Source organism: Streptomyces sp. UG1, from assembly GCF_049974585.1.
GTDB lineage: Bacteria > Actinomycetota > Actinomycetes > Streptomycetales > Streptomycetaceae > Streptomyces.
This window is the reverse complement of sequence record NZ_JBNGGG010000038.1, coordinates 30,670-57,645: the sequence shown is the minus strand read 5'-3', so window position 1 is coordinate 57,645 and position 26,976 is coordinate 30,670. Positions and strand designations below refer to the sequence as shown.

Below are 26,976 nucleotides of genomic sequence, written 5' to 3'. Positions count from 1 at the left end.
GCTTCCTCTCGGTCCGCCGGGTGGGCTCAGAACACGCTGATGGCGCGCTCGGGGCAGGAGCGGACGGCCTCGACCACCGCGTCCTCCTGATCGGCGGGGACGTCCTCGCTCACCGGCGAGGAGTGCCCGTCGATCTCGCTCAGTTCGAAGACCTTCGGGGCGTTCATGGCGCACAGGGTGTGGCCCTGGCAGCGCTCGGGGTCGACGCGTACTTTCATCGGGCGGACTTCCTCACGTGAGGTCGGACATCGACTTGCCGACGTCGGCCAGCGTGACGGGCTTGCCGAAGTCGGCCTTGTACTTGTAGGTGGCGGCGTCGCAGCGGTAGGCGCCCTGGTCCGGCTTGAAGTCGGCGGCCTGCCAGCCCTTCGCTGTCGCCTCGACGATGGAGTAGCACTTGGGCGGTTCCTTCGAGGTGAGGTCGAACGGAGCCTGCAGGCCGCCCGCGGTCCAGTCGGTGTTCTTCATCGCGTTCTCGTACACGCATGCGCGCGTGAGGGTCGTGCAGTCGCGGGCTGCGGTGGCGAACAGCAGCCAGGCGGAGAAGGCGCGCAGGGCCGGGTAGGTGACCTCCTTGCCGGGGGCGTACTTCTCGAACAGGTCGATCACCTGCTGGACGGCGGGGTTGTCGGTGGCGCTCTCCAGCGGGGCGGTGGCGAACAGTTCGGCATAGTTGTGCTGCTCGGCCAGGGCGGGACCGGCCAGTTGCGGGAAGGCGGGGCCGTAGGCGTTGCTGTTGGCGTCGATCCAGTCGGGGGGCGTAACCGATGGTGGTGAGGGCCTGCTCCAGTTTGGCCAGGCTCGGGAAGTCGCCCAGGAAGACCAGGCCCCTGACGCCGTTCTTCTTGATCGACTGGGCGTAGGGGGTCCAGTCGGACACACCGGCCGCCGGGTACAGGTCGCTGTAGGAGACCTTGCCGCCGAGCCCGGCGACAGCCTCCTTGAACTGGGCGGCCATGACCTTGGTGACGGGGGCGTCGCCCGCGATGACGCCGACCTTCCCCGCGGAGTCCGGGTACTTCTCCTTCAGCAGCCAGGAGTAATAGCCGGCGTACTGGAAGTACCCGGCGGTCGGGCCGGAGGCGATCGCCTGGAGATCGGACCCGATGGCGCCGATCTGGCTGGTCTGGGCGGGGAAGTTCGGCAGCAGGCACTTCAGCCGGTCCTGTACGCCGAGGCTGTCCAGCGCGGAACCGCCGCCCACGAGCGCGAAGTCCGCCTTGCATGCCTCCAGCACCCGCTGGCGGACCTCCATCAGCCTGGTGTCGCGGGTGATGGGCACGAGGTCGCGGCCGTTGATGCCGCCCGCGTCGTTGCACCAGGAGGTGAACACCTTGGCGGCGTCCACGAATTCGGACCTCTTGGTGAAGCCGAGGTCGGACAGGACACCGATCTGGATCTTGTCGGCGGTGATGCCCTGGACGGTCGACGACTTTGCGGTGCCGGGACCGCATACGTCCTTCAGCGTGCCGAAGTCAGAGCTCTGCTGGGCGGCGGGGCCCGTCTTCCGTGCGGTGTCGGTGCCGGGGTCGTCGGAGCGGGTGGAGCAGCCGGCCAGTAGCACCGCGACCGCGGTGCCCACGCCGATCAGCAGCCTGCGCATGGTGCCTCCTCGGGAAGCTCGGACGCCGTCGTCCGAGGGAGGTGAGGGAGTGCGGGGGGCATGGGTCGGGTGACCGCCGGCCTGGGCCGGGCGGGCGCGGGTTCAGGTGATCGCGCCGCTCGCCTTGAGGGCGAGGATGCGGTCCCAGTCGTAGCCCAGCTCGGTGAGGATCTCCTCGGTCTGGGCGGCGAACTCGGGGGCCGGGCCGAGGCTGGTGTCCTCGACGTCGAACTGGGCGGGGCTGGCGACGAGTTCGAGGGCGCCGGCCTGTCCGATGTAGCCGTTGGCGCGGACCTGCTGGTCGGCGGCGGCCTGCAAGGTGTCCTGGACGGGCGCCCAGGGGCCGTCGAGCGCGGCGAGGTCCGTGGACCACTCGGTCAGGGTGCGGCTCGCGATCACCTCACGGAGGATCTTCACCGCTTCGCCGGTGTGCGCGGCGATGGCCTCTGCGGTGGCGAACCGCGGGTCGTCGGCGAGTTCCGGCCGCCCGATGCACCGGCACACGCTCGGCCAGAACTTCGCCGGCTGGAGCATCACGAAGGCGATGTGCCGGCCGTCGGCGGTGCGGTACAGCCCCGAGAGCGGGTTGGTGGGCGAACCGTGGGCGCTGGGCGGCACGCCCTCCCAGGCGCGGTCGAGGTGCAGGGAGAGGGCGATGGAGTGGCCGAGTGCCCACAGTCCGCTGCCGAGCAGGGAGACGTCCACGACAGGGGCCTCGCCGGTGCGTTCGCGGCGCAGCAGGGCGGCCGCGATGCCGCCCGCGAGGTTGGTGCCGGAGACGGTGTCGCCGTAGGCGGGCCCGGGCGGGCTGATCACGCCGTCGCTGCCGGGCGGGGTAATGCTCGCGGCCGTGCCGGCCCTGGCCCAGAAGGCGGTCATGTCGTAGCCGCCCTTGTCGGCCTCGGGGCCGCGCGGGCCAAGGGCGCTGCCGCGGGCGTAGACGATGCGCGGGTTGACCACGCGGATGTCGTCGACGTCGATGCCGAGACGGGCACGGGAGGCGGGCATGAAGCTGGTGAGGAACACGTCGGAGTCCCGCGCCAGTTCGTACAGCACCTCGCGGCCCTCCGGCTTGCTCATGTCCAGGCCGAGGGAGCGTTTGCCGCGGTTGGCGTGGGCGACGTTGGGGTTGGGGTCGCCCTCCACCTTGAACGGGCCGGTCTGGCGCAGTCCGCGCTGCGGGTCGCCGGTGACGGCGTGTTCGACCTTGATCACGTCGGCGCCCCAGTCGGCGAGCACGGCCCCGGCCGAGGGCACGAAGCCGTACATGGCGACTTCGAGGACGCGGATGCCTTCGAGCGGCTTCATGCCTGCTCCACCGGAGCCACGACCCGGCCGAACGCCTTCTCCTCCAGGAACTCCTCGAACCCGGAGCGTCCGCTCTCCCGGCCGATGCCGGACTGCTTGTAGCCGCCGAACGGCACGTCGGCGGAGAAGTAGTTGCCGCCGTTGATGGAGAAGGTGCCGGTGCGGATGCGGCGGGCGATGCGGATCGCGCGCTCCTCGTCGGCGCTGTGCACCGCGCCGGAGAGGCCGTACTTGGAGTGGTTGGCGATACGGACGGCGTCGTCCTCGTCGTCGTACGGGATGACCGCGAGAACGGGTCCGAAGACCTCCTCCTGGGCGATCTCGCTGTCGGGGTCGACGTATCCGAGGAGGGTGGGTTCGTAGAACCAGCCGGGGTCGATCCGCTTGCCGCCGCGGACCAGCCTCGCCCCGGCCTCGACGGCGCGCTGCACCATGCCGTCGACCTTGTCGCGCTGCTGCTCGCTGATCAGCGGTCCCATGGCCGTCTTCGGGTCGGTGGGGTCGCCGACGCGGACGCGTTCCATCCCGGCGGCGACCAGCTGCACGATCCGGTCGTGCTGGTCGCGCGGGACGAGGAGGCGGGAGGTGAGGGCACACCCCTGGCCGGAGTGGGAGCAGATCGTGAAGGCGGCGAACATGGCGGCCTTGGTGAAGTCCGCGTCGTCCAGGACGATCATGGCGGACTTGCCGCCGAGTTCGAGGAAGACCCGTTTCACGGTGTCGGCGGCCGCCGCCATGATCCGGCGGCCGGTGGTGGTGGCGCCGGTGAAGGTGACCACGTCCACGTCGGGGTGGGTGGTGAGCACCTCGCCCACCTCGGCGCGCGAGGAGCTGAGGACGTTGACGACGCCGGGCGGGATGTCGGTGTGCTCCGCGATGAGTTCGCCGAGGGCGAGGGTGGTGAGCGGGGTCTGCGGGGCGCCCTTGAGGACGACCGTGCAGCCGGCCGCGAGCGCGGGGGCGATCTTGGCGAGGGCGAGCTGGTTGGGGAAGTTGTACGGCAGGATCGCGGCGACGACGCCCGCCGCCTCCTTCTCCACCCAGCGGTGGTGGCGCTGCCCGCGCGAGGCGGTCTCGCCGAGGTCCTCGGTGAACTCGTAGGTCTCCAGGAGGTCGGCGTAGTACGTCACGATGCCGATCGGCTCGTCGAGCTGGGGGCCGTGGGTGAGCTGGCGGGGCGCGCCGACCTCGGCGATGGTCAGGTCGCGCAGTTCCTCGCGGTGCTCGTCGAGGGCCTTGTGCAGCTGCCGCAGACAGCGCACCCGCCGGTCCCTGTTCGTGGACCAGTCGGTGGTGTCGAAGGCGCGGCGGGCGGCGGCGATCGCGGTCTCGGCGTCGGCCTTCGTGGCGTCGGGCGCGTGACCGAGGAGGCTGCCCGTGGCGGGGTTGTGCGACGCGAACGTCGTTTCTGCGGCGACGAGTTTGCCGTCGATCAGCTGGGACTTGACGACGAGGGTGCTCACAGCCGCACCACCGATCCGCCGTCGACGGCGATGACCTGGCCGGTGACCCAGGACGCCTCGTCGGAGAGCAGGAACAGCAGGGCACCCGCCTGGTCGGCGGGGGTGCCCATGCGCTTGAGGGCGAAGGACTGCACCATGGCCGCTCGGTACTCCTCCGGGATGATGCTGCGGGCCGCCTCGGTGTCCGTCGGGCCGGGCGCGATCGCGTTGACGCGGATGCCGCGCGGGCCGAGCTCGGCGGCGAGGGAGGCGGTGAGGTGGTTGATGCCGGCCTTGGCGAGCCCGTAGAAGCCGGTGGCCTGCCAGGCCGCGGTGGACGACTGGTTGACGATCGCGGCGCCCTCCTTCAGGTGCGGCAGGACGGCCCGCGTGACGTGCAGCGCGCCGAGGAGGTTCACCTTCAGGAACCGGTCGAGGTAGTCGTAGTCGACGGTGACGAGGCCCTCGCGGCGCATGCCGTGGAATATGGCCGCGTTGTTGACCAGGTGGTCGATCCGCCCGAACTCGCTCATCACGGTGCCGGCGAGCGCCTCGGCGGAGGCGGGGTCGGCGACATCGGCCCGCACGAACAGGGCGTCGCCGATCTCCTTGGCGACCCGCTGCCCCTGCTCCTCGTTCAGCTCGGCGACCACGACCTTCGCACCCTCGGCGGCCAGCGCCCTGACGTACCCCTCGCCGATGCCCTGGCCGGCCCCGGTGACGATGATCACCTTGCCCTTGAACCGCATCCCAGCCTCCTCGCTCGGTTGATTTCGGAAACTACATTCTCGATTTGCGCGAATCAAGCATCCGAACAGGAGAAGCCGATACTCTCACCGGCAGAGGACTTCCGGCCCCCATACTGTCGAGAATATGGTTCTCGCATACGGAAGGGGCATTTTCATGATCGAGTCCAAAGCTCTGAGTCCAGCGCTCGGGGTGGAGTTCACCGGCGTCACCGACCCCCTCGAAGAGTCCTTCGTCCACCGCTGCGTCGAGGCTCTCAAGTGGCGAGGCGTCCTGCTGGTGCGCGGACTGCACCTCGACGACGGGCAGCAACTGGCGTTCAGCCGCAGGCTCGGCGAGGTCGTGGCGCTGCGCGGCCAGGAGATCTTCCCGATCTCCGTCAACCCCGCGAAGAGCAAGAGTGCGAAGTACCTCAAGGGCGCGTTCTTCTGGCACCTCGACGGCACCAGCGACGACATCCCGATCAAGGCCACCACGCTCACGGCCAGGCACGTCGCCACCGCCGGCGGCGGCACCGAGTTCGCCGGCACCTACGCGGCGTACGAGAACCTGCCGGAGAAGGATCGCGAGCGCTACGACGACCTGCGCGTGGTGCACACCTTCGAGGCCGCCCAGCGCCTGGTGCACCCCGACCCCACCGAGCAGGAGCTGGCCGCCTGGCGGACCCAGCCCGCCCACGAGATGCCCCTGGTGTGGCGCCGCCGCGACGGCCGCCGCTCCCTGGTCATCGGGGCGACCGCCGACCACGTCGTCGGCATGGACCCGGGCGACAGCCGCGCCCTGCTGGACGAACTGCTCGACTGGACCACCCAGGAACGCTTCCGCTACACCCACGACTGGGAGGTCGGCGATCTGGTCGTCTGGGACAACACCGGTGTCCTGCACCGCGCGCTGCCCTACGACGAGAACTCCGAGCGGCTGCTACACCGCACCACCATCGTCGGCGACGAGGCCTTCGCATGAGCGGCACGCAGAGCGCGGGCGGCGCGGAGAGCGTGCGGACGGCCGTGGTGACCGGCGGCGCCTCCGGTATCGGCCGGGCCATCGCCCGACGGCTCGCCGCAGACGGGCTGCGGGTCGCCGTCCTGGATCTCGCACCCGGCGAGGACGGCCACGCCCTCACCGCCGACGTCGCCGACCGCGCCCAGGTCGACAAGGCGATGGACGCCGTACGCGAACGCCTCGGCCCCATCCACGTGCTGGTCAACGCGGCCGGCAAGGACGGCTTCACCCGGTTCGCCGACCTCTCCTTCGCCGACTGGCAGCGGGTGGTCGACATCAACCTCACCGGCGTCTTCCACTGCGTGCAGTCGGCCCTGCCTGACATGGTCGCGGCCCGCTGGGGCCGGATCGTGAACATCTCCTCCTCCAGCACCCACTCCGGCCAGCCGTTCATGGCGCACTACGTCGCCGCCAAGTCCGCCGTCAACGGCCTCACCAAGTCCCTGGCCCTGGAACTCGGACCGAAGGGCATCACGGTGAACGCGATCCCGCCCGGCTTCATCGACACCCCCATGCTGCGCACCGCCGAACAGAACCAGCGGCTCGGCGGCACCATCGAGGACCACATCGCCCGCACCCCGGTGCGCCGGGTCGGCCGCCCCGAGGACATCGCCGCGACCTGCTCCTTCCTGATCAGCGAGGAGGCCGGCTACATCACCGGGCAGATCATCGGCGTGAACGGAGGGCGCAACACATGACGCGGCTGCCACCGGTCCCGTACGAGGAGTGGGACGCCGAGGTGCTGCGCCCGCTGACGGGCGGGCGCACCGTCGCGCCGTCCAACGCCCTCGGTCTGCTCCTGAACCATCCGCGTCTGGCCAAGGCCTTCCTCACCTTCAGCACCCAGCTTCTGTACCGCAGCACCCTGCCCGCCAGGACGCGTGAGCTGACGATCCTCCGGGTCGCCTGGCGGCATCGGTGCCGGTACGAGTGGACACACCACGTGCTGATGGCTCGCGAGGCCGGGGTCACCGAACGGGAGGTGGAGGAGGTACGGCGGGGCGCGGACACCCTGTTGAACCGTGCCGTGGACGAACTCGAGACCACCTCCGCGCTCTCCGACGAGCTGTACCAGGAGCTGGCGAAGGACCTGGACGAACGGCAGCTGATGGACTTCGTGTTCACCGTCGGCGCGTACGGAATGCAGGCCATGGCCTACAACACCTTCGGTGTGCAACCCGATCCGGGGATGGACGACGGGGGCATGGACGATCAGGGACCGGAGGCGTAGCCGGGTGGCGCACACACAGCGTTGCGCACACCGCGACAAGCCGCTTCGCGTCGTCCAATGGGCCACGGGAAACATCGGCACGCGATCGCTGCGCGCCGTTCTCGACCATCCCCGGATGGTGCTGGCGGGTGTCCACGTCCACGCTCCCGGCAAGGCCGGACGTGACGCCGGCGACCTGTGCGGGACGGGCCCCACGGGCATCACCACCACCCACCGCCTCGACGACGTCCTCGCTCTGCGGGCTGACTGCGTGCTGTACATGCCGCGCGCGAGCGACCTCGACGAGGTGTGCGCCCTGCTCGCGTCAGGCGCGAACGTCGTGACCACGACCGGCGGGTTCCGCCACCCGGCCGGCATGGATCGCGCCGTCAGGAGCAGGGTCGAGGACGCCTGCGAGCGGGGCGGCACCTCGATCCACGACACCGGCAGCAGCCCCGGGTTCATCACCGAGGCCGTACCGCTCGTGCTGGCCTCCGTACAGCGACGGCTGGAAACCCTGACCATTCACGAGTACGCCGACCTGTCCCGGCGCAACTCGCCGGGGCTGCTGTTCGACGTGATGGGCTTCGGCCGGGCGCCGGACGCCGCCGCGTTCGACGACCGCCGCCTGGCACACGTCCGGGCGAGCTTCGGGCCGTCGTTGCGTCTGGTCGCGGATGCCCTGGGGCTGCCCCTGGACTCCGTGGAGGCGCACGGGCGATTCGCCACCGCCGCACGCACGACCGACATCGCCGCCGGTGTCCTGCGAGCCGGAACGGTGGCGGCGCAACGGATGACCGTGTCCGGCGTGCGCGACGGCCGCACCCTGCTGCGGTTCGACGCGACCTGGTATTGCACCACGGACCTCGACCCGGCCTGGGACCTCCGCCCCACCGGATGGCATCTCACGGTCGACGGCGACGCGCCCCTCGGCATCGACATGCGATTCCCGGTGCCGCTCGAACGGATGGCCGCGGTCTCCCCCGGCTACACCGCCCACCGGGCCGTCAACGCCGTCCCCGCCGTCTGCGTCGCGGCCCCGGGCATCCGGACGACGGTGGACCTTCCCCCGTTCACCGCGATGCTCGGCTGAGCCGGGGCCGTCTTTTGAGCCGGGAACCGTCTTCCGGCTCAGCCCTGCTTCAGGCGCTGCTTCATCTCGTCGAGGCGGGTCAGGATCGGGAAGCCGTCCACGCTGAGCGCGTTGCCGTGTCCGGTCTGGTGGATGTCGAAGACGGACTGGAGGGCGGCATAGAAGCCCTGGACGTCGAGGGTCTGGTTGACGGCGCGCTTGGCCTGCCGCAGCCCGAAGGGCGGCATCGCCGCGATCCGCCCCGCCAACTCATACGCGGCCGTGTCGAGTTCGTCCAGCGGGACAACCTTGTTGACCATGCCGACCTGCTCGGCCTCCCGGGCGGTCAGCGGCCGTCCGGTGAACAGGATCTCCTTGGCCTTGCGCGGGCCCAGCTCCCAGGTGTGGCCGTGGTACTCGACCCCGCCGATGCCCATGTGCACCACCGGGTCGGAGAACTCGGCGTTCTCGGCGGCCACGATCAGGTCGCAGGGCCAGCACAGCATCAGCCCGGCGGCGATGCACTTGCCCTGGACGGCCGCGATCGTGGGCTTGGGGATGTTGCGCCACTTCAGCGAGTACTCCAGGTAGCGGCGCGTCTCGGCATCGTAGATCCACTCCAGGGTGATCTCATCCGGGCCGGGCCAGCGGTCCTTCAGGTCGTGCCCGGCGGAGAAGTGGCGGCCGTTCGCCCTCAGCACGACCACCCTTACGTCCTCGTCACGGGCGGCCCGGGTCCAGACGGCGTCGAGGTCGTCGAGGAGTGCCATGGTCTGGGCGTTGGCTGCCTCGGGGCGGTTGAGGGTGATCGTGGCGATGCCGTCCTCGGCGTCGTACAGGATCTGCTCCATGACCGGCGTCCTATCGGGGTAGGCCGAGGATGCGCTCGGCGATGATGTTGCGCTGGATCTCGCTGGTGCCGCCCGCGATGGTGCCGGCGAAGCTGCGCGCGTACCGCTCGAACCAGCTGGAGGTGAAGTCCTCGTGGTGCATGTGGTGGTACGGCCCCGTGCGTGCGGGATGCGCCAGCGCCTCGGTGCCATGGGCCTCCAGGGCGTGCAGGGAGGCGTTCTGGACGGCCTCGGAGCCGAGCAGCTTGAGCACCGAGATCTCGGCGGGGTCGCGGTCCGGGCCGAGCTGGCGGTAGCCGAGCAGCCGCAGGGCCGTCAGGTCCATCCGGAGGGTGGCGTACCACTCCTGACCGGCGCCGGCGTCGGCAGCGTCGCGCAGCAGTTCCTCGAGGCGTTCGGCATACGACAGCCAGAGCAGGGTGCGCTCGTGACCGAGGGAGCCGTTCGCCACCCGCCAGCCCTCGTTCAGCGGCCCGACGAGGTTCTCGCGCGGTACGCGCACGTCGGTGAAGAACACCTCGTTGAAGTCGAGGTCGTCCTCGGCGGCGACCGATCCGAACGGGCGGCGTACGACGCCCTCGGTGTCCGTCGGGATCAGCAGGGCGCTGAGCCCCTTGTGCTTCGGCGCGTCCGGGTCGGTGCGGACGAAGGCGAGCAGGACGTCGGCGTCGTGGGCGCCGGAGGTCCAGATCTTCTGGCCGTTGACCACGAACCCGTCCTGGTCGGGCACGGCCCGGCTGCGCAGGGAGGCCAGGTCGGAGCCGGCCTCGGGTTCGCTCATGCCGAGCGCGGCGGTCATCTCGGCGCGCAGGATCGGCACGGCCCAGCGGCGCTTCTGCTCCTCGGTGCCGAAGGTGATGAGGGAGGCGGCGATGATGCCGAGGCCCTGCGGATTGAAGCTGTGGTAGATCCGGCGGCGGGCCAGCTCCTCCAGGTGGGCGAGCTGCTGCGGCAGCGTGGCGCCCCGGCCGCCGTACTCGGGCGGCCGGCCCGGCAGCAGCCAGCCGGCGTCGAACAGGGTGCGCTGCCAGCGGCGCGCCCAGTCGGGGATGTGGGCGGTGGAGCGGGAGCGTTCGCCGGCCTCGGCCTCGGCGGGCAGGTGGGCGTCGAGGAAGGCGGAGAACTCCGCACGGAACCGTGAGACGTCCGGGTCGTCGGCGAGTTTCACGAGGTCACGCCTTTCATGACGTCAGGAGTGCCTTCCTGTGGACGGATGCGGTACCGAGCAGCAGGTCGCAGGCCTGGGCCCGCTTCAGGTAGTACTGCAGCTCGTTCTCCCAGGTGAAACCCATGGCGCCGAACAGCTGCAGTCCGTGCCGGAAGACCACGCGCTGGCACTCCCCCGCCGCCGCCTTGGCCATGTGCGCGGCGTCGGTACGACGCGGGTCGTCCTCGGCGATGGTCAGGGCGCAGAAGTGGGTGAGGGCGCGGGCGCGCTCGACGGCCACGTGCATGTCGGCCGCCTTGTGCTTGACGGCCTGGAAGGAGCCCAGCGGCCGGCCGAACTGCACCCGCTGCTTCACATGGTCGAGCACCAGGTCGAGGATGCGGCGGCAGGCGCCGACGCAGGTGGCCGCGAGCCCCAGGAGAGCGAGGTCGGGTACGCCCACGGCGAGGTCGCCCGCGCTGACGTGGCCGACGTGCAGATTCGGATCGAGGACGGCGACGCGCTCGGCGGCGAGCTCGGCTCCCGGTACGACGGTGACGCCGCCCGGGGTGAGCAGGGCGACCTCGTCGGCACGGCCGGCGTCCAGGACGTACCGCCCGGTGCCGTCGAAGACGCCGGTGCCGCTGCGTTCGGGGAGGCGGCCGGCCAGCGGGGCGAACCAGGTCGCGGTCGCCAGGAAGGGCGTCGGGTCGGCCACATGGCCCAGCTCTTCCAGGATGAGGGCGAGTTCCAGTGGGGGCGCCTCCAGCCAGCCGAGCCGGAGATACGTGTCCCACTGCTGCTCCACGGGCCGGCCCCGCACCTTGGCGACGGTCTCCCGCACCGTGCGCTTGAGCAGCCTCTGCTCCTCGTCGAGTTCGAACTCCACGCCCGGCCTCCGCCCTCCTGCCGTACCGGTGGAACGACACCGGGCACGGGCCCGGATCGAGCGAGAATAGCATTCTCGTTACACGGAAGTAAGAGTCTTGCTTTTTACGGAGCGCAATTCGGTAGGTCGAGAGGCCCTTCTTTTCACATGCGTGGAGTACCGTTCTACTCATGAGTGTCGTCCCCGCAGAACCGGTCGAGCCCCCCGAGCCCGCCTGGCGGCAGCGCGCCGTCGAGCGTTCCACCCGGGCCGCGAAACTACGCGCCGAGCAGCGCGTCCAGCGCTTCCTGGACGCCGCGCAGGAGCTCATCGCCGACAAGGGCACCACCGACTTCACCGTGCAGGAAGTCGTGGAGCGCTCCCGGCAGTCGCTGCGCAGCTTCTACCAGCACTTCGACGGCAAGCACGAGTTGCTGCTCGCCTTGTTCGAGGACGCGCTGTCGAAGTCGGCCGCCGAGCTCCGGGAGAAGGCCGCCGCGGGGCAGGACCCACTGGAACGGCTGAAGATCGCGGTCGAGTTGCTGTACGACTCCTGCAGGCCCCGCGAGGGCCGGCAGTCGCCACTCTTCACCGACTTCGCCATCCAGCTACTGGTCACCCACCCGGACCAGGTGGCCACCGCCCACCTGCCACTGCTCAGCTTCTTCACCGAATTGGTGGAGGAAGCCGTCGAGGCTGGGCAGGCGGTTTCCCCGAAGCCGCGGCGCACCGCTTCCCTGATCATGCAGACGGCCATGTTCACAGCCCAGGCCCCCTCCGCCCGCGTCGGCGCTCACCCTTCGCCGATCACGGTGGAGGAGGTGTGGGACTTCTGCCTGGGCGGGATCACGGGCGGGGCGGCCGCGCCACCGGAGAGGAACACCGGAGCGGCGAAGAAGACCGGCGCGAGGAAGACCACCCCGAGCAGCGCGAAGAAGAGGACCACCTCGGGCACGGCCGCCAAGAAGACCACGGCGGCGGCGAAGTCCAGTGCATCACGGGCGAGTTCGCGCCGCAAGGCATGACATAACCATCAGCACACGGAGAGGGCCTGCGCGGGTTCCACCTGCGCAGGCCCTCTGTCACGCAAGCCCCGGCACGGGACCATTGACAGGCGTTTCGGTCTGACCTTTGATATGTTTCGCAAATCAGCCGTCGGCAGAGGGGTTCCCCGCCGTGGATTTCGAGCTGACCGAGGACCAGGAGACGATCCGCAAGGCCGTGGCCGGTCTCCTGCGTGACTTCGACGACCGGTACTGGATGGAGAAGGACCGGGACCATGCGTTCCCCGAGGAGTTCTACGCGGTCGTCGCAGGCGGCGGCTGGCTGGGGATCGCGATACCGGAGGAGTACGGCGGCCACGGCCTCGGCATCACGGAGGCGACGCTGCTGCTGGAGGAGGTCGCGCGCTCGGGCGGCAGCATGAACGCGGCCAGCGCGATCCACATGTCGATCTTCGGGATGCACCCGGTGGTGGTGCACGGCTCCGAGGAGCTCAAGCGCCGCACCCTGCCCCGGGTCGCCGCCGGTGACCTGCACGTCTGCTTCGGGGTGACGGAGCCGGGCGCCGGGCTGGACACGACGAGCATCACGACGTACGCCCGCCGGGACGGTGACCACTACGTCGTCAGCGGACGCAAGGTGTGGATCTCCAAGGCCGTGGAGTCGGAGAAGATCCTGCTGCTGGCCCGTACGGCGAAGCTCGACGAGGTGGAGAAGCGGACGGACGGCATGACGCTGTTCCTGACCGACCTGGACCGCGACCGGGTGGACATCCGCCCGATTCCGAAGATGGGCCGCAACGCGGTCACCTCGAACGAGCTGTTCATCGACGAACTGCGCATTCCCGTCGAGGACAGGGTGGGCGAGGAGGGCCACGGCTTCCGCTATCTGCTCGACGGCCTGAACCCGGAGCGGATGCTGATCGCCGCCGAGGCGCTCGGCATCGGCAGGGTGGCGCTGGACCGGGCCGTGCAATACGGCCGTGAGCGGGAGGTGTTCGGCCGCCCGATCGGCATGAACCAGGGCATCCAGTTCCCGCTGGCCGAATCCCTGGCCCACCTGGACGCGGCGGAACTGGTGCTGCGCAAGGCGACCTGGCTGTACGACCAGGGCCGACCGTGCGGGCGCGAGGCGAACACCGCCAAATACCTGTGCGCGGACGCCGGGTTCACGGCCGCCGACCGGGCGCTGCAGACCCACGGCGGCATGGGCTACTCCGAGGAGTATCCGGTCGCCCGCTTCTTCCGCGAGGCGCGGCTGATGCGGATCGCCCCCATCAGCCAGGAGATGGTCCTCAACTACCTGGGATCGCACACACTGGGACTGCCGAGGAGCTACTGATGACCGACCGTACGGGACTGTTCGACCTCACGGGCCGGTCGGCGCTGGTCACCGGCGCCGCCGGCGGTATCGGCTCGGCGGTGGCCGAAGCGCTGGCCCGCGCCGGGGCCGCGGTGCTCGTCACCGATGTCGACGAGGGGGCGGCTGCGGCCGTCGCCGGGAAGCTCACCGCCGCGGGACTCGCGGCGGACAGTGCCGCCCTGGACGTGACGGACCGGGGCGCCGCCGACGCCGCGGCATCCCGGGCCGCCGCGCTCGCCGACGGGACGCTGCACATCCTCGTCAACAACGCCGGGGTCACCGCACCCGCGATGTTCGAGAAACTTCAGCAGGACTCCTTCCGGCGGCTGATCGACATCCACGTGATGGGCGCCTTCCACTGCGCCCAGGCCGCGCTGCCGTTCCTGCCGACCGACGGGACCGGACGCGTCATCAACGTCACGTCCTCGGCCGGCCTGACCGGAACCCTCGGACAGGTGAACTACTCAGCGGCCAAGGCCGGCATCATCGGCTTCACCAAGTCCCTCGCCCGCGAGCTGGCCAGGAAGCAGATCCTCGTCAATGCCCTGGCTCCGCTCGCCGCGACCCCGATGACGCAGACCATCCGGACCGACCCGAAGTTCGCGGACCGGATGCTCGCCCGCATACCGCTGGGCCGCTGGGCCGAGCCGGAGGAGATCGCGGGGGCGTTCGTGTTCCTCGCGTCCGACGCGGCGTCCTTCGTCACCGGCCAGGTACTACCGGTGGACGGCGGGCTGGTCATCTGACAGGCACCGCCGTCTGACAGGGGCACGCGCGATGTGTTGAATGGTTCAGCCGAAACGGACGTGTACGACGAGAGGCCTGAACACGTGCCCAGCCCCCAGCCCACCTCCCCCCACACCCCGCGCTTCGACACGCTCACCGTTCCCAAGGCGTCGGACGTGCTGGCCGCCGAGGTGCGTGAGCGCATCCTGTCCGGGGAGTTCGCCGAGGGCACGCCGCTGCCCCCGGAGCGGCAGCTGGTCGAGCAGACGGGGCTGAGCCGGGCGACCGTGCGCGAGGCGTTGCGCATCCTGGAGGTCGAGCGGCTGGTGGAGATCCGGCCGGGGCGCGGGGGCGGGGCCTTCGTGCACCGGCCGGGCCGGGAATCCCTCGCGAACACCGTGCAGTTGGTCATCCGGGGCCAGCAGATCCGGCTGGAGTCGCTGCACGAGACGCGCGAGGCGATCGAGCCCGCGTGCGCCGCGCTCGCGGCGGGCCGCCGCACCGAGCAGGACCTGGCCGACCTGGACGCCGCCCATACGGAGCTGGTCGAGGCCGGTGACGACATCCGCCGGTTCCTGCGGGCCAACGTGCGCTGGCACAACGCCGTGGCGAAGGCGGGCGGCAACGAACTGCTCATCGGGTTCCTCAGCGCCCTCTCGGAGTCGATCTACGCGGCCACGCACCTGGAACAGTTCACGGACGCCCGTACCCGCGAGGTCACCGCCCGAGCGCACGCGCGGATCACCGAGGCGATCCGGGCGGGCGACGGCGCGGCGGCGCGGCGTCGGATGAGCCGCCATGTGTGCGGGTTCGCCCGGGCCGCCGCGGAAGTGGACCGGCGAGAGCAGGTGGAGCTGGCGAAGCCCGAGTCCTGACCTGCCCGCAGGCGAACGGGCCCGCCCGGACCCGGACCCGCCTCAAGAGAATGACATTCTCGAATTCGCGCAACACCATTGACACTATCGGCCTGACCTTTAATAACATCGGCGGCATGAACGACGTGAGCCCCGTCCTGACCGTGGCCGCCGACGGAGACGTCCGCATCGTCACGCTGAACCGGCCCGAGCGCCTCAACGGTGTCTCTGCGGAGCTGCACCGCCGGCTGTCCCAGGTGTGGCGCGAGCTGGCGGAGGACACCGAGGCGCGGGCGGTCGTCCTCACCGGAGCGGGCCGGGCTTTCAGTGCGGGCGGCGACTTCGACCACCTGCGTCGCCACCACGACGATCCGGGGCTGCGTGAGCGGTCGATCCGGCTCGACCGGACCATCCAGACGGAGATGATCCGGTTTCCGCTGCCGGTCGTCGCGGCCGTCAACGGCCCCGCGGTGGGCCTGGGTTGCTCACTCGCCCTGGGCTGCGACCTCGTCCTCATGGCGGAGGACGCCTGTCTCGCCGACCCGCACGTCTCGGTCGGCCTGGTGGCGGGCGACGGCGGTGTGACCCTCTGGCCGCTGCTGACGAGCCTGCTGCGGGTGAAGGAGTACCTGTTCACCGGGGACCGTATCCCGGCCGCCACCGCCGTCGAACTGGGCCTGGCCAACCGGGTCGTGCCCGGTGCCGATCTGATGCACGAGGCCCTGACGCTCGCCCACCGGCTCGCGGCGCAGCCCGCGGAGGCGCTGCGCGCGACGAAGGCGGCGCTCGCCGCGGTGGTCGAGCAGGTCTCGCGCGGCGGCATGGAGGCGGCGCTGCTGGCCGAACGGTCCACCATGACCAGCCCCGACCACATCCGCATCATCAACGACCTCGCCTCCCGCGCGAGCCGCCGCACCACGACCACCGCCGAGGAGGTCTGAGCGTGGAACGCGAGGAGTTCACGCTGGTCCGGGACATGCTGCGGTCGTTCGCGACCCGCTTCCGCACGGGATCGGCCGACGAGGCCGAACCACAGGCGCGCGCGGCGGCGCAGAAGGCGCTCGACGAACTCGGCCTGGCGCAACTGCGCCGCGCCTCCCCGCCGGACGCGACCGTGCAGGAGTGCGCCCTGCTCGCCGAGGAGCACGGCAGGCACCCGCTGACCACCTCCCTGCTCGGCACCGTGCTGCTCGCCCCCGAACTGCTGCGTCTCCTCGACGCCGGAGAGCGGGCCGAGGCCACACCTCACGGGGCCCGGCCCACCATCGCCCTCGCCCACGACCTGCGCTTCCCCGGTCCGGGCACCTTGGATCCGGTGGCCTGGGACTGCGAGGGCGCCGACGGCGCGCTGTACGTCGACTCGGACGGGTTCGTGAGAAAGGCGGAGTTGGGGCCGCCCGCCGCGACCGCCGACCTGCTGCGCAGCGTGCGGAAGGCCGACCCCGCCGAGGAACAGGTCGTCGGCAGGCTCACCCCGGAGACACACCAGCGCTGGCAGGCGTACGCCCTGGTCGTCGTGGCGAGCGAACTCGTGGGCGCGGCCCGCTCGTTCGTCGAGCAGAGCGTGGACTACGCCCGCGAGCGCCACCAGTACGGGCAGCCGATCGGCTCCTTCCAGGCGGTGCAGCACCTGCTCGCCGACGCGACCGAGCTGGTGGAGGCCTGCACGAGCGCCACCCGGTACGCCGCCTGGTGCCTGGACCAGGAACCGCCGGACCGCGCGTTGTCCGCCGCCCGCGTGGCCAAGGCCGAGGTCAGCTCCTCGGCCGTCGAGGCGGTGTACGCCGGGATGCAGGTGTTCGGCGGCATCGCCCAGACCTGGGAGCACGTGGCGCACCTGTATCTGCGCCGGGTCCTGGTCGGAGCCACGCTGCTGGCGACGACGGCCGACCTGCTGCCCGCCCTGGCCGCACCGGAGGCGACGCGATGACGGACATGCCCCTGGACTTCGGCGACCCGGCGGACCTGGACCGGCTCCGCCGCGACTTCCGCGCCTGGCTGGCCGGCCACCCGCTGCCCGAACGGCAGCCGGACGAGCCGGTCCCGGTCTTCCTGCACCGCTGGCACCGCCGGCTGTACTCCGGCGGCTGGGTCGGCCTCGACGTACCTCAGGAGTACGGAGGCCGGGGCCTGACCGCCCTGCACCAGGTGGCCGTCAGCGACGAACTGGGAGCGCGCGGCGCGCCCGGCGTCCCCCGCATCGGTTATCTCGCCCACGCCCTGCTGGAGTTCGGTTCCGAGGAGCAGCGCCGCCGCCTGCTGCCGCGCATGCTCTCCGGCGACGACGTGTGGTGCCAGGGCTTCAGCGAGCCGGCCGCAGGCTCGGACCTCGCCGGCATGAGCACCTACGCGGAACGACACCCTGGCGGCCACTACACGGTCAACGGCCAGAAACTGTGGACCAGTTACGCCCAGTACTCCGACCTGTGCCTGCTCCTCGCCCGCACCGACCGGACCACTCCCCCGCACACCTCCATCTCGGCGTTCGTACTGCCCCTGGACCGCACGGGCGTGACCGTACGGCCGCTGCGCGCGGCGAACGGCGACGACGAGTTCTGCGAGCTGTTCCTCGACGACGTCACCCTGGAGGAGTCCGAGCGGATCGGTGTCGAGGGGGACGGCTGGCCGCTGGCGATGACGACGGTGGCGTACGAGCGCAACGCCCTGGACACCGGGCACCTGTCGAAGTACGGGCTGCTGGTCGAACGGCTCCGCCGCACCGCGCACGAGCGCCGCGGCACGCTCCCGGACGGGCTGCTGTCGGAGATCGGCCGGTGCGTCGTCGACTACCGGGTGCTCGTCGCGCACGCCCGGCGCCGCACCGCCGAGCGGCTCGCCGGGCAGAGCGCCGGCCCGGAGTCGTCCGTCGACAAACTGCTGATGACCCGGGCCGAGCAGCGGCTGTACGAGACGGCGCTGAAGGTGTACCCCGAGGAGCTGTACGGGGAGGGCGGCGAGGTCCTGGGCGACTACTTCTACTCGCGCGCCGCCTCCGTGTACGGCGGCACGTCCCAGATCCAGCGCAACATCATCGCCAAGCGGCTGCTGCGCCTGCCGGCCGACCGCCGTGCCTGAACGGAGCCCCGTCATGCGACACGACCAGGAATTGAAGAGCATTCCGAACGTGGTGAGAGTGGCCGCGCGGCGGTTCGGTGACGCCCCGGCCCTCGTCGACGGCGACCTGCGCCTCACCTTCCGGGAACTGGAGACCCGGATGGTCGAGGCGGTGCGCTCGGCGCTCGCGCTCGGCATCGGGCCGGGTGACCGGGTCGGCCTGTGCGCGCCGAACTCGGCGGAGTGGATCGTGACGGCACTCGGTATCCAGGGTGCCGGGGGTGTCGTCGTACCGCTCAACACCCGGTTCAAGGCGGCCGAGATCTCCTACGTCCTGCGCAAGTCCGGGGCGAGGGCGCTGTTCGCCGCCGCGTCCTTCCTCGGCACCGACTACATCGCTGACCTGCGGCGCACCGACCCCGAACTGCCCGCGCTGCGGATCACGGTGTCGATGCCTGGCGGACCGGAAGGCCTGCGCTGGAGTCAGTTCCTCGCACACGGCGAGGAGGTCACCGAGGCAGCCGCCCACGAGTCCATCGACCGGCTCACTGCGGACGACGTCTCCGACGTGATGTTCACCTCCGGCACCACCGGCCACCCCAAGGGCGTGGTCCTCACCCATGGGCAGACCCTGCGGGCGTACGGCTGGATGTCCACGGCGTACACCTTCGCCCCGTCCGACAGCTTCCTGGTCATCCCGCCGTTCTTCCACTGCTTCGGCTACAAGGCGGGCTGGCTCGCCTCGCTGATGCACGGCGTGACCGTGATCCCCATGGCCGTCTTCGACGCGGGGCGCGCCCTGGAGATCATCCACCAGGAGCGGGTCAGCATCATCCTCGGCCCGCCCACCATTTTCCACGACCTGCTGAACCATCCGGAGCGCTCCGGGTACGACCTGTCGTCGCTGCGGGTGTCCATGACGGGCGGCACGACGATCCCGGAGTCGCTGATCCGGGCAATGAAGAAGGACCTGTCCTTCGACATCGTGCTCAGCGCCTACGGCCTCACGGAGTCGACCGCTTTGGTGACCACCACCCGCCCCGGGGACACCGAGGAGACGGTGGCCCGGACCACCGGCCGCCCGATCCCGGACGTCGAGGTCCGCATCGCGGACGACGCCGGCCGGGAGGTACCGGCGGGCCGGGACGGGGAGATCCTGGTCCGCGGCTACAACGTCACCCGCGGCTACTGGGACGACCCCGAGGCCACCGCAGCGACGATCGGCCCCGACGGCTGGCTGCACACCGGCGACATCGGGCACCTGGACACGGACGGCAACCTGGCGATCGTCGACCGCAAGAAGGAGATGTTCATCGTCGGCGGCTTCAACGCCTACCCGGCCGAGATCGAGAAACTGCTCCTCGGCTACGAGCCGATAGCCCAGGTCGCCGTGATCGGTGTCCCGGACGAGCGGCTCGGCGAGGTCGGCTGCGCCTTCGTCGTGCCCAGGCCGGGCGCGGACATCGGTGCGCAGGACGTGATCGCCTGGGCCAGGGAGCACATGGCCAACTTCAAGGTGCCCCGCCAAGTGCGATTCGTGGACCGGCTTCCGCGCAATGCGAGCCAGAAGGTCCTCAAGCACGAGCTGCGCGCCCGGTACGAGGGCTGAGCCGGTGACCAGCAGCGGCGGCCTCCTGGCGGGCATCACGGTGGTGGCACTGGAGCAGGCCGTGTCGGCCCCCATGTGCACGCGGACGCTCGGTGACCTCGGCGCCCGGGTGATCAAGGTGGAGAACCCGAAGGGCGGCGACTTCGCCCGCCACTACGACGACGTGGTCGGCGGCCTCGCGGCGCACTTCGTGTGGGTCAACCGGGGCAAGGAGTCGGTCGCCTTCGACCTGAAGTCGGACGCCGGGCAGGCGGTCCTGCACCGGCTGCTGGAGCACGCCGACGTCCTGGTCTCCAACCTCACCCCCGGCACCACGGCCAAGCTGGGCCTGTCCCCGGCGGACCTTCAGGTGCGCCACCCCGACCTGATCGCCGTCGAGATCGACGGGTACGGCCCCGGCGGCCCCCTGTCCCACAAACGCGCCTACGACCTGCTGGTCCAGGCGGAGTCCGGGGCCTGCTCGGTGACCGGCCGGCCCGGGGCACCGGCCAAACCGGGCCCGCCCGTGGCGGACGTGTGCAGCGGCCTGTACGCGGCGCTGTCGGTGCTGGCGCTGCTGTACGCCAGGCGGCCGGGGCAGGTGACGGTGAGCCTGTTCGACACCATGGCCGAGCTGATGGGGTATCCGCTGACGTACACCCGGCACTCGGGGGTCGAGCAGCAGCCGCTCGGGATGAGTTCGCCCGCCGTGTCGCCGTACGGCGCCTACCGCACGGCCGACGGGCAGACCGTCGTGCTCGGCACCACCAACGACCGTGAATGGCAGCGGCTGGCACGGGAGTTGCTGAATCGCCCCGACCTGGCCGACGACGAGCGGTTCCGCACCAACGCCGGCCGTGTCGAACACCGCGCGGTCCTGGACGCGGAGATCGGCGCCTGGTGTGCGCGCCACGACCTGGGTCACGTCCAGGACCGGGCGGACGCGGCCGGGATCGGCAACTCCCGCTACAACACGGTGGGCGACGTCCTCGCCCATCCCCACCTGGGCGCCCGCGACCGCTGGCGGCACGTCGACACACCGTCGGGGCCGGTGCCCGCGCTGCTGCCGCCGCCCGTGATCTCCGGGTACGAGCCGCCGATGGGCGCCATACCGGCGCTGGGCGCCCACACGGACGCCGTGCTGGCCGAACTGGGCTACTCGCAGGCGGAGATCGCCGGCCTGCGGGCAGGGGGCGCGGTCCGGTGAGCGTGCTGCTGACGAGCGACGCCGACGGCGTACGGACGCTGACCCTGAACCGGCCGCACCGCAGGAACGCGATCGACGCCGAGCTGTGGGAGGCGCTGCGCACGGCCCTGGTGGAGGCGGGCGGCGACCGGTCCGTGCGGGCACTGGTGCTGACCGGCGCGGGCGGCGCGTTCTGCTCCGGCGCGGACATCCCCCGGAAGGTCAGCAGCGCCCATCCCCTGCACCGGATACGGCCCCTGACCGAAGTGACCCTGCTGCTGCACGAGCTGCCCGTCCCCACGGTCGCCAAGGTGACCGGTGTGGCGGTGGGGGCGGGCTGGAACCTGGCGCTCGGCTGCGATCTGGTGGTCGCCACGCCCGGGGCCAGGTTCTCGCAGATCTTCGCGCGGCGCGGGCTGTCCCTGGACTGCGGCGGCTCCTGGCTGCTGCCGAAACTCGTCGGGTTGCAGCAGGCCAAGCGGCTCGCGCTGCTCGCGGAGACGATCGACGCGCACGAGGCGAAGGCACTGGGCCTGGTGACCTGGGTGGCGGAAGCCGACACGGTGGACGCCTTCGTCGACGACCTGACCGCGCGCCTGGTGGCGGGCCCCCCGATCGCCCTCGCCCAGACCAAGGCGCTGCTGAACGAGGGCGCCGACCGGACGCTGAGAGACGTGCTCGCCGGCGAGGCGCGGGCGCAGGCGGTGAACTTCGCCGGCGCGGACGTCCGCGAGGCGTACGCCGCGTTCGCCGCCGGACGTGAACCACTCTTCACGGGCCGCTGGGCGGTGCCGCCGAATCGAACCGAGGAGGACGATACGTGACACGGGAAGCGGTGATCGCGGCAGCGGTCCGTACGGCCGTGGGCAAGCGCAACGGCGGGCTGGCCGGCGTCCACCCGGCCGACCTGTCCGCCACGGTGCTGGGCGCGCTCACCGAGCGGGCCGGGGCCGTCCCGGAGGTGGTGGACGACGTGATCTGGGGATGCGTCTCGCAGATCGGCGACCAGTCGAGCAACATCGGCCGCTACGCGGTGCTGGCGGCGGGCTGGCCCGAGAGCATCCCGGGGACCACGGTCAACCGGGCCTGCGGTTCGAGCCAGCAGGCGCTGGAGTTCGCCGTGCAGGCGGTCCTGTCCGGGCAGCAGGACGTGGTGGTGGCAGGCGGGGTGGAGGTCATGAGCCGGGTGCCGCTCGGCGCCGCCAGGGCGGAGGGGATACCGTACGGCCCTCAAGTCCTCGCCCGGTACCAGGACTTCTCCTTCAACCAGGGCATCTCCGCCGAGAAGATCGCGCAGAAGTGGGGCTTCACGCGGGCCCGGCTGGACGCGTACGCGTCGCTGTCGCACGAGCGGGCGGCGGCCGCGCAGGACGGCGGGGCCTTCGCGGAGCAGATCGTGCCGGTGGCGGGGGTCACCGCGGACGAGGGCATACGCCGGGGCACCAGCGTGGAGACGCTCGCGAAGCTCAAGCCCTCCTTCCAGGAGGACGGTGTGATCCACGCGGGCAACGCCTCGCAGATGTCCGACGGCGCGGCGGCCCTGTTGGTGACGACGTCCGAGAAGGCGCGCGAGCTGGGACTGACGCCGATCGTGCGGTACCGGGCGGGCGCGGTCGTCGGTTCCGATCCGGTGCTGATGCTCACCGGGCCGATCCCGGCCACGGAGAAGGCTCTGCGCAAGGCGGGAGTGGGGCTGTCCGAGATCGGGATTTTCGAGGTCAACGAGGCCTTCGCCCCCGTTCCGCTCGCCTGGCTCGCCGAGACCGGCGCCGACCCGGACCGGCTCAATCCGCTCGGCGGCGCCATCGCGCTCGGCCATCCGCTCGGCGCCTCGGGTGCCGTCCTGATGACCCGCATGATCCACCACATGCGTGACCGCGGCATCCGCTACGGCCTGCAGACCATGTGCGAGGGCGGCGGCACCGCGAACGCCACCCTCGTCGAACTCGCCGACTGACGGGGGGTGTTGCCGTGCGACGTGATGTCTTCACCGCCGACCACGAGACGTTCCGGGAGCTGGTCCGTGACGTCGTGGCCAAGGAGGTCGTCCCGCACTACGCCGAGTGGGAGAAGGCCGGGCGGCTGCCCCGACCGTTCTTCGCACGGCTCGGCTCGCTGGGACTGCTCGGCACGGCGATCCCGGAGAGGTACGGCGGGGGCGGGCAGCCCGACTACCGCTACAACGTCGTCCTCCAGGAGGAGGCGGCCCGCGCCCTGGTCACCCTGGGCACCGTCCGCACCCAACTCGACGTGGTCCTCCCGTACTTCCTCACCTACGCGAACGACGAGCAGCGTGAGCGCTGGTTCCCCGGGCTGGCCTCCGGCAAGCTGCTGACCGCGATCGCGATGACCGAGCCCGGCACCGGCTCCGACCTCGCCGGGATCCGTACGACGGCCGTGCGGGACGGTGACTCGTACGTCCTGAGCGGTGCCAAGACCTTCATCACCGGCGGGCTGCTCGCCGACCTGGTGATCGTGGTGGCGCGCACGTCCACCGACCCGGACGACCGCAGGGCGGGACTCACCCTGCTGGTCGTGGAGGACGGCATGCCGGGGTTCACTCGCGGCCGGGTGCTGGACAAGATGGGCATCAAGGTGCAGGACACGGTGGAGCTGGCCTTCGACGGTGTCCGCGTGCCCGTCGCCAACCGGCTCGGCGAGGAGGGCAGGGCCTTCGAGTACCTCGGGCACAACCTGCCGCAGGAGCGCATGACCGTCGCGGTCGGTTCGGTCGCGCAGGCCCGCGCCGCCCTGGACACCACGATCGCCTACGTCAAGGATCGCAAGGTATTCGGCTCCCCGGTCGCCTCCTTCCAGAACACGAAGTTCGAACTCGCCGCGGTGGCCGCCGAAGTGGAGGCCGCGCAAGCCATGCTCGACCGGGCGGTCCTGGAACTGGTCGAGGGCCGGCTGTCCGGCGCCGACGCCGCCAAGGTCAAGCTGTTCTGCACCGAAATGCAGGCACGCGCCGTCGACCGCTGCCTTCAACTCTTCGGCGGATACGGCTACATGACGGAGTACCCCATCGCCCGGCTGTACGCGGACGCCCGCATCACCCGGATCTACGCCGGCACGAGCGAGGTCATGAAGGTCATCATCGCCAAGTCACTCGGATTGTGAGGCACGTGGGTGGACGACTTCTCCGGCAGGCCGGGCACGGCCTTCGTGGCGGGCGGCACAGGCGGCATCGGAACCGCGATCGTGCGGACGCTCGCCGAACGCGGCAGTGACGTCGCGTTCACCTACCGAGTCAACGAGGCGGCGGCGAATGAACTCACCGCGGAGGTGAAGGCGTACGGCCGCCAGGTCACCGCCCTGCGGGTGGACCTGACCGACGAGGCGCAGACGGCACGGGCCGTGCGTGGATGCGGCGGCGTGCACACACTGGTCTACGCGGCCGGACCCCACGTGCCCATGACCCACCTGAGCAAGGTCACGCCCGCCCGGTACCGCGCCCAACTGGAGGCCGACGCGGTGGCGTTCTTCAACCTCGTCCACCCCGCGCTGCCGCTGCTGCGCGAGAGCCGGGGCAGCATCGTCGCCGTCACCACCGTCGCCACCCGCCGCTACCCCGTGCGCGACGGCCTGTCGTCGGGTGCCAAGGGGGCGGTCGAGGCGGTCGCACGCGCCCTGGCCGCCGAGGAGGGCCGCTACGGCGTCCGGGTCAACTGCGTCGCCCCCGGCATGCTCACGGACGGCATCGCGGCCCGGCTGATCGACACGGGTGAACTCGGCGAGGAGGCCCTCGCCATCACCCGCCGCAACATCCCCCTGCGCCGCTTCGGCCAGGCCCAGGACATCGCGGAGGCGGTCGCGTTCCTCGCCTCGGACCGGGCCGGGTTCGTCACCGGGCAGGCGCTGGGGGTGGACGGCGGGTACAGCGTCTGACCGGCGGCGTGACGAGACGCCGGTGGGCGTCAGTGAGCGAGCTCCGGGCCGGAGCCCGCTGGGTGGGCGACGACCACACGTACCCGGGCAATGTTGTCCACGCGTGTGAACACGGCCGAGGCGTCACCGTCGCGCTGGGCGCGGACGCGCACGGTCACGAAGTGGGTGCCGGGTGCGGCGAAGGCGTGGCGCCGCTCCACGCGGACCCGCTCGGCCGGTTCGACGTCCTCCGTCACCGGGAACGTACCGTCGCCGTCAAGGTCCCACTGGACCGCGACCACCTTGCCCGCAGCGGGCGGGACCTCCGCGACGGCGCACAGTGTGACCTGCTGCCCGGACGGGACATCCGCGCGGGCCGTGCCGTCCACGGTCAGGTCGACCACGGGCTGAATGCCACCCCGCGCGGCGGCGGACGGCGGCACCACGACCTGCCCGTCGCAGATCGTGTAGTCGGTCGAGGCGGCCGGGGGCACGCCCGACTCGGTCCATGCGCTCAGATCCCGTAGCGCCTGGTGCAGAACTCCCAGGTAGCTCACGGACCGAGTCGGGTCCTCCTGGATCTCCTGATCGCCGTGGAGGGCGTTGTCCACGTACCAGAGGCGGACGTGCTCGTCGGTGGCGTCCCCGAGGTGTTCCCGCACCCTCGACCGGTACCAGTCCGCCTGCCAGGGGAACGCCTCACGGTCCAGAAGGCAGGCGACCGCGATCATCTTTCCGGTGAACTTCCCCGTCTGCACGGATCCGGCGGCGCCGGTGGCGAAGAGCGGCCCCAGGTGCACGGGGCGCTGCGGCGGGACCGGGTCGCCGTTCTCGTCGCGGAACTGGTCCCAGACCGCGAACCCCTGCGGCGGGACCTGGTGGCGGTGGTACGTCTGGGCAGCGAGGAAGTTGCTGTTGTCGACGTCGACGGCGTCCCCGGGAGACAGCCCGGTGAGCGCGGGTGTCCCGTTCGGCTCGTCCAGCACCGCCAGGTCGCCGCGTACTTCCCTCAGGACCAGGGACTGCCCCGCGGCCCGCCCGGTCCGGACGGTGAGCTCCGCGCCCTGCGCGTCACACGGTGCGGGCTCCGCGAACCGGAGGGCGACGACGGCCTCCTCGTCCCGCTCCTGTCCCTTGAAGGCGTGGTCCACCCCGCCCCGGGCAGCTGCCGCGGGGGCGGAGCTTGCCAGGCCCAGATGCGCGGCCTCGCGCGACGTGACCGTGGCGACGACGCGGGAGCTGTGCCGGAGCCGGTCACGGTGGACCGAGGACCCGGGATCGGCGCCCAGGTATCCGGGTTGCGTCCAGAAGTCCGCGAAGTATCCGGGGTCCATGGCGAGGGCACCGCCGTAGAGGGCGGTGAAGGCGTGCATGCCCATCGTGCGGTGGCCGAACCAGGCGCGCGGCGGGAAGCCCATGGCCGTCACCTCCGCCAGCGCTGCGCGCTCTTCGGGATCCAGCCCTTCGAACATGTCGCCGCTGCCACCGGGCTCCAGGGCGTCGACGATGCGGTCGAACCGATGCCTGAGCACCCGTTGTGCGTGCATGCGCACGCAGAACACGTTCGGTATCGCCATCGGACTCCCCACGACGTACGGCACGAAGCCGTCCCAGACACCGTCGGTGTTCTCGGCGCCGGCGATGGTCCGGTACGCGCCGCCACTGCCGCCGTACGCATACCCGTGGGGACGGTGGGGCCCGTAGACGCGCTGCGCGACGACGCGTGAGTAGCGGGCCGCTGCCGCGTTGGCGCGGAAGCCCGCGATGGTGGGGTCGCCCGGGGGCACGGTCCCGCCGCCCCCGCCGCCGTTGGTCTCCAGGAAGTACGCACCGCTCGACACCGCGAACGAGATCCTGTCCTCCTGTCCGCGGGCCGTCTGCGCCTGGTGCTCGCTGCCGGGGACCGGCGTGATGTGCTGGAAAAAGCGTCCCTGGTATGCCTCGGCGGGCGGGAAGTAGATCGAGAACCGTGTCTCGCTGTCGGCGAATCCGCCGTGGAGGTAGCGGTGCCGCACCGGGATGTCACGCCATTCGTCCACGTCCAGGTAGGGTTCACCGAAGTCCTGATCGTCCGTCACGCTCACTGC

Annotated in this window: 26 protein-coding genes and 1 pseudogene; 17 read left to right on the top strand and 10 right to left on the bottom strand. The window is 71.1% G+C overall.

The window, feature by feature from the left end; genetic code table 11:
* Window positions 1-26: 26 nt before the first annotated feature.
* The 6 genes and pseudogenes from ACP4J3_RS35855 to ACP4J3_RS35830 form a co-directional block, all read right to left on the bottom strand.
* On the bottom strand, window positions 27-218 hold the full coding sequence (locus ACP4J3_RS35855) for a ferredoxin (protein WP_426540494.1): 192 nt from the start codon (window positions 216-218) through the stop codon (window positions 27-29).
* 13 nt (window positions 219-231) lie between these two features.
* Entirely contained in the window at window positions 232-882 is a 651-nt protein-coding gene (locus ACP4J3_RS35850) for an ABC transporter substrate-binding protein (RefSeq protein ID WP_426540493.1), read from the bottom strand.
* Window positions 815-1,603: pseudogene (locus tag ACP4J3_RS35845) on the bottom strand (ABC transporter substrate-binding protein); the annotation flags it as partial. The pseudogene ACP4J3_RS35845 and the gene ACP4J3_RS35850, both read right to left, overlap by 68 nt.
* Before the next feature lie 102 nt (window positions 1,604-1,705).
* Window positions 1,706-2,911, bottom strand: a complete 1,206-nt coding sequence (locus ACP4J3_RS35840; RefSeq protein WP_426540492.1) for a CaiB/BaiF CoA transferase family protein — start codon at window positions 2,909-2,911, stop codon at window positions 1,706-1,708.
* Window positions 2,908-4,374 (bottom strand): aldehyde dehydrogenase family protein, encoded by a 1,467-nt coding sequence (locus ACP4J3_RS35835; protein WP_426540491.1) that lies wholly within the window; start codon window positions 4,372-4,374, stop codon window positions 2,908-2,910. The genes ACP4J3_RS35840 and ACP4J3_RS35835 overlap by 4 nt, the downstream gene beginning before the upstream one ends.
* Window positions 4,371-5,102 carry an SDR family oxidoreductase gene (locus ACP4J3_RS35830; RefSeq protein ID WP_426540490.1) on the bottom strand — a complete coding sequence of 244 codons (732 nt, stop codon included), beginning with the start codon at window positions 5,100-5,102 and terminating at the stop codon, window positions 4,371-4,373. Before ACP4J3_RS35830 ends, ACP4J3_RS35835 begins: the two co-directional genes overlap by 4 nt.
* 154 nt (window positions 5,103-5,256) lie before the next feature.
* Here ACP4J3_RS35830 and ACP4J3_RS35825 point away from each other — a divergent pair, with 154 nt between their 5' ends.
* The 4 genes from ACP4J3_RS35825 to ACP4J3_RS35810 are packed head-to-tail and all read left to right on the top strand — an operon-like array spanning window position 5,257 to window position 8,405.
* Complete coding sequence (locus ACP4J3_RS35825; RefSeq protein WP_426540489.1) at window positions 5,257-6,063, top strand: TauD/TfdA dioxygenase family protein; 807 nt, start codon at window positions 5,257-5,259, stop codon at window positions 6,061-6,063.
* Window positions 6,060-6,800, top strand: a complete 741-nt coding sequence (locus ACP4J3_RS35820; protein WP_426540488.1) for an SDR family NAD(P)-dependent oxidoreductase — start codon at window positions 6,060-6,062, stop codon at window positions 6,798-6,800. The genes ACP4J3_RS35825 and ACP4J3_RS35820 overlap by 4 nt, the downstream gene beginning before the upstream one ends.
* Window positions 6,797-7,333, top strand: a complete 537-nt coding sequence (locus tag ACP4J3_RS35815) for a carboxymuconolactone decarboxylase family protein (protein ID WP_426540487.1) — start codon at window positions 6,797-6,799, stop codon at window positions 7,331-7,333. The genes ACP4J3_RS35820 and ACP4J3_RS35815 overlap by 4 nt, the downstream gene beginning before the upstream one ends.
* 4 nt (window positions 7,334-7,337) lie before the next feature.
* Entirely contained in the window at window positions 7,338-8,405 is a 1,068-nt protein-coding gene (locus ACP4J3_RS35810; RefSeq protein ID WP_426540486.1) for a dihydrodipicolinate reductase, read from the top strand.
* 38 nt (window positions 8,406-8,443) lie between these two features.
* Here the strand turns inward: ACP4J3_RS35810 and ACP4J3_RS35805 are convergent, their stop codons facing one another.
* Genes ACP4J3_RS35805 through ACP4J3_RS35795 form a run of 3 tightly spaced genes read right to left on the bottom strand, consistent with a single transcriptional unit; the run spans window position 8,444 to window position 11,271 of the window.
* Window positions 8,444-9,235: an enoyl-CoA hydratase gene (locus ACP4J3_RS35805; protein ID WP_426540485.1), complete on the bottom strand. Its 792-nt coding sequence runs from the start codon at window positions 9,233-9,235 to the stop codon at window positions 8,444-8,446.
* 10 nt (window positions 9,236-9,245) lie between these two features.
* The gene (locus tag ACP4J3_RS35800; protein ID WP_426540484.1) at window positions 9,246-10,403 is read right to left on the bottom strand and encodes an acyl-CoA dehydrogenase family protein; all 1,158 of its coding nucleotides are present in this window, start codon (window positions 10,401-10,403) and stop codon (window positions 9,246-9,248) included.
* Window positions 10,404-10,416: 13 nt separating this feature from the next.
* The gene (locus ACP4J3_RS35795) at window positions 10,417-11,271 is read right to left on the bottom strand and encodes an acyl-CoA dehydrogenase family protein (protein WP_426540483.1); all 855 of its coding nucleotides are present in this window, start codon (window positions 11,269-11,271) and stop codon (window positions 10,417-10,419) included.
* 170 nt (window positions 11,272-11,441) lie between these two features.
* Here ACP4J3_RS35795 and ACP4J3_RS35790 point away from each other — a divergent pair, with 170 nt between their 5' ends.
* The 13 genes from ACP4J3_RS35790 to ACP4J3_RS35730 all read left to right on the top strand — a co-directional run bounded on the left by ACP4J3_RS35790 (window position 11,442) and on the right by ACP4J3_RS35730 (window position 24,910).
* Window positions 11,442-12,275, top strand: a complete 834-nt coding sequence (locus ACP4J3_RS35790; RefSeq protein WP_426540482.1) for a TetR/AcrR family transcriptional regulator — start codon at window positions 11,442-11,444, stop codon at window positions 12,273-12,275.
* Between the two features lie 151 nt (window positions 12,276-12,426).
* On the top strand, window positions 12,427-13,593 hold the full coding sequence (locus tag ACP4J3_RS35785) for an acyl-CoA dehydrogenase family protein (RefSeq protein ID WP_426540481.1): 1,167 nt from the start codon (window positions 12,427-12,429) through the stop codon (window positions 13,591-13,593).
* Window positions 13,593-14,360, top strand: a complete 768-nt coding sequence (locus ACP4J3_RS35780; protein ID WP_426540480.1) for an SDR family NAD(P)-dependent oxidoreductase — start codon at window positions 13,593-13,595, stop codon at window positions 14,358-14,360. Before ACP4J3_RS35785 ends, ACP4J3_RS35780 begins: the two co-directional genes overlap by 1 nt.
* A gap of 84 nt (window positions 14,361-14,444) precedes the next feature.
* Entirely contained in the window at window positions 14,445-15,215 is a 771-nt protein-coding gene (locus ACP4J3_RS35775) for a FadR/GntR family transcriptional regulator (protein WP_426540479.1), read from the top strand.
* Window positions 15,216-15,331: 116 nt separating this feature from the next.
* Window positions 15,332-16,135 carry an enoyl-CoA hydratase/isomerase family protein gene (locus ACP4J3_RS35770; RefSeq protein ID WP_426540478.1) on the top strand — a complete coding sequence of 268 codons (804 nt, stop codon included), beginning with the start codon at window positions 15,332-15,334 and terminating at the stop codon, window positions 16,133-16,135.
* 2 nt (window positions 16,136-16,137) lie between these two features.
* The gene (locus ACP4J3_RS35765) at window positions 16,138-17,124 is read left to right on the top strand and encodes an acyl-CoA dehydrogenase family protein (RefSeq protein WP_426540477.1); all 987 of its coding nucleotides are present in this window, start codon (window positions 16,138-16,140) and stop codon (window positions 17,122-17,124) included.
* The gene (locus ACP4J3_RS35760; RefSeq protein ID WP_426540476.1) at window positions 17,121-18,269 is read left to right on the top strand and encodes an acyl-CoA dehydrogenase family protein; all 1,149 of its coding nucleotides are present in this window, start codon (window positions 17,121-17,123) and stop codon (window positions 18,267-18,269) included. Before ACP4J3_RS35765 ends, ACP4J3_RS35760 begins: the two co-directional genes overlap by 4 nt.
* A gap of 13 nt (window positions 18,270-18,282) precedes the next feature.
* Window positions 18,283-19,857 (top strand): FadD3 family acyl-CoA ligase, encoded by a 1,575-nt coding sequence (locus ACP4J3_RS35755; RefSeq protein ID WP_426540475.1) that lies wholly within the window; start codon window positions 18,283-18,285, stop codon window positions 19,855-19,857.
* 4 nt (window positions 19,858-19,861) lie between these two features.
* Window positions 19,862-21,043, top strand: coding sequence for a CaiB/BaiF CoA transferase family protein (locus ACP4J3_RS35750; protein ID WP_426540474.1), 1,182 nt, complete (start codon window positions 19,862-19,864; stop codon window positions 21,041-21,043).
* A complete protein-coding gene (locus tag ACP4J3_RS35745) occupies window positions 21,040-21,846 on the top strand; it encodes an enoyl-CoA hydratase/isomerase family protein (protein ID WP_426540473.1) in 807 nt (268 codons plus the stop codon). The genes ACP4J3_RS35750 and ACP4J3_RS35745 overlap by 4 nt, the downstream gene beginning before the upstream one ends.
* Complete coding sequence (locus tag ACP4J3_RS35740) at window positions 21,843-22,979, top strand: thiolase family protein (RefSeq protein WP_426540472.1); 1,137 nt, start codon at window positions 21,843-21,845, stop codon at window positions 22,977-22,979. The genes ACP4J3_RS35745 and ACP4J3_RS35740 overlap by 4 nt, the downstream gene beginning before the upstream one ends.
* Before the next feature lie 14 nt (window positions 22,980-22,993).
* Window positions 22,994-24,142, top strand: a complete 1,149-nt coding sequence (locus tag ACP4J3_RS35735) for an acyl-CoA dehydrogenase family protein (protein ID WP_426540471.1) — start codon at window positions 22,994-22,996, stop codon at window positions 24,140-24,142.
* Window positions 24,143-24,151: 9 nt separating this feature from the next.
* A complete protein-coding gene (locus tag ACP4J3_RS35730; RefSeq protein ID WP_426540470.1) occupies window positions 24,152-24,910 on the top strand; it encodes an SDR family NAD(P)-dependent oxidoreductase in 759 nt (252 codons plus the stop codon).
* 29 nt (window positions 24,911-24,939) lie between these two features.
* On the opposite strand, the gene ACP4J3_RS35725 is transcribed toward ACP4J3_RS35730, so the two are convergent.
* Window positions 24,940-26,967, bottom strand: coding sequence for a PKD domain-containing protein (locus ACP4J3_RS35725; RefSeq protein ID WP_426540469.1), 2,028 nt, complete (start codon window positions 26,965-26,967; stop codon window positions 24,940-24,942).
* Window positions 26,968-26,976: the final 9 nt, after the last annotated feature.

Coding starts and splice junctions, on each gene's coding strand:
- ACP4J3_RS35855 (WP_426540494.1), bottom strand. CDS start 218: ATGAAAGTACGCGTCGACCCCGAGCGCTGCCAGGGCCACACCCTGTGC.
- ACP4J3_RS35840 (WP_426540492.1), bottom strand. CDS start 2,911: ATGAAGCCGCTCGAAGGCATCCGCGTCCTCGAAGTCGCCATGTACGGC.
- ACP4J3_RS35830 (WP_426540490.1), bottom strand. CDS start 5,102: ATGCGGTTCAAGGGCAAGGTGATCATCGTCACCGGGGCCGGCCAGGGC.
- ACP4J3_RS35825 (WP_426540489.1), top strand. CDS start 5,257: ATGATCGAGTCCAAAGCTCTGAGTCCAGCGCTCGGGGTGGAGTTCACC.
- ACP4J3_RS35820 (WP_426540488.1), top strand. CDS start 6,060: ATGAGCGGCACGCAGAGCGCGGGCGGCGCGGAGAGCGTGCGGACGGCC.
- ACP4J3_RS35815 (WP_426540487.1), top strand. CDS start 6,797: ATGACGCGGCTGCCACCGGTCCCGTACGAGGAGTGGGACGCCGAGGTG.
- ACP4J3_RS35805 (WP_426540485.1), bottom strand. CDS start 9,235: ATGGAGCAGATCCTGTACGACGCCGAGGACGGCATCGCCACGATCACC.
- ACP4J3_RS35790 (WP_426540482.1), top strand. CDS start 11,442: ATGAGTGTCGTCCCCGCAGAACCGGTCGAGCCCCCCGAGCCCGCCTGG.
- ACP4J3_RS35780 (WP_426540480.1), top strand. CDS start 13,593: ATGACCGACCGTACGGGACTGTTCGACCTCACGGGCCGGTCGGCGCTG.
- ACP4J3_RS35770 (WP_426540478.1), top strand. CDS start 15,332: ATGAACGACGTGAGCCCCGTCCTGACCGTGGCCGCCGACGGAGACGTC.
- ACP4J3_RS35760 (WP_426540476.1), top strand. CDS start 17,121: ATGACGGACATGCCCCTGGACTTCGGCGACCCGGCGGACCTGGACCGG.
- ACP4J3_RS35755 (WP_426540475.1), top strand. CDS start 18,283: ATGCGACACGACCAGGAATTGAAGAGCATTCCGAACGTGGTGAGAGTG.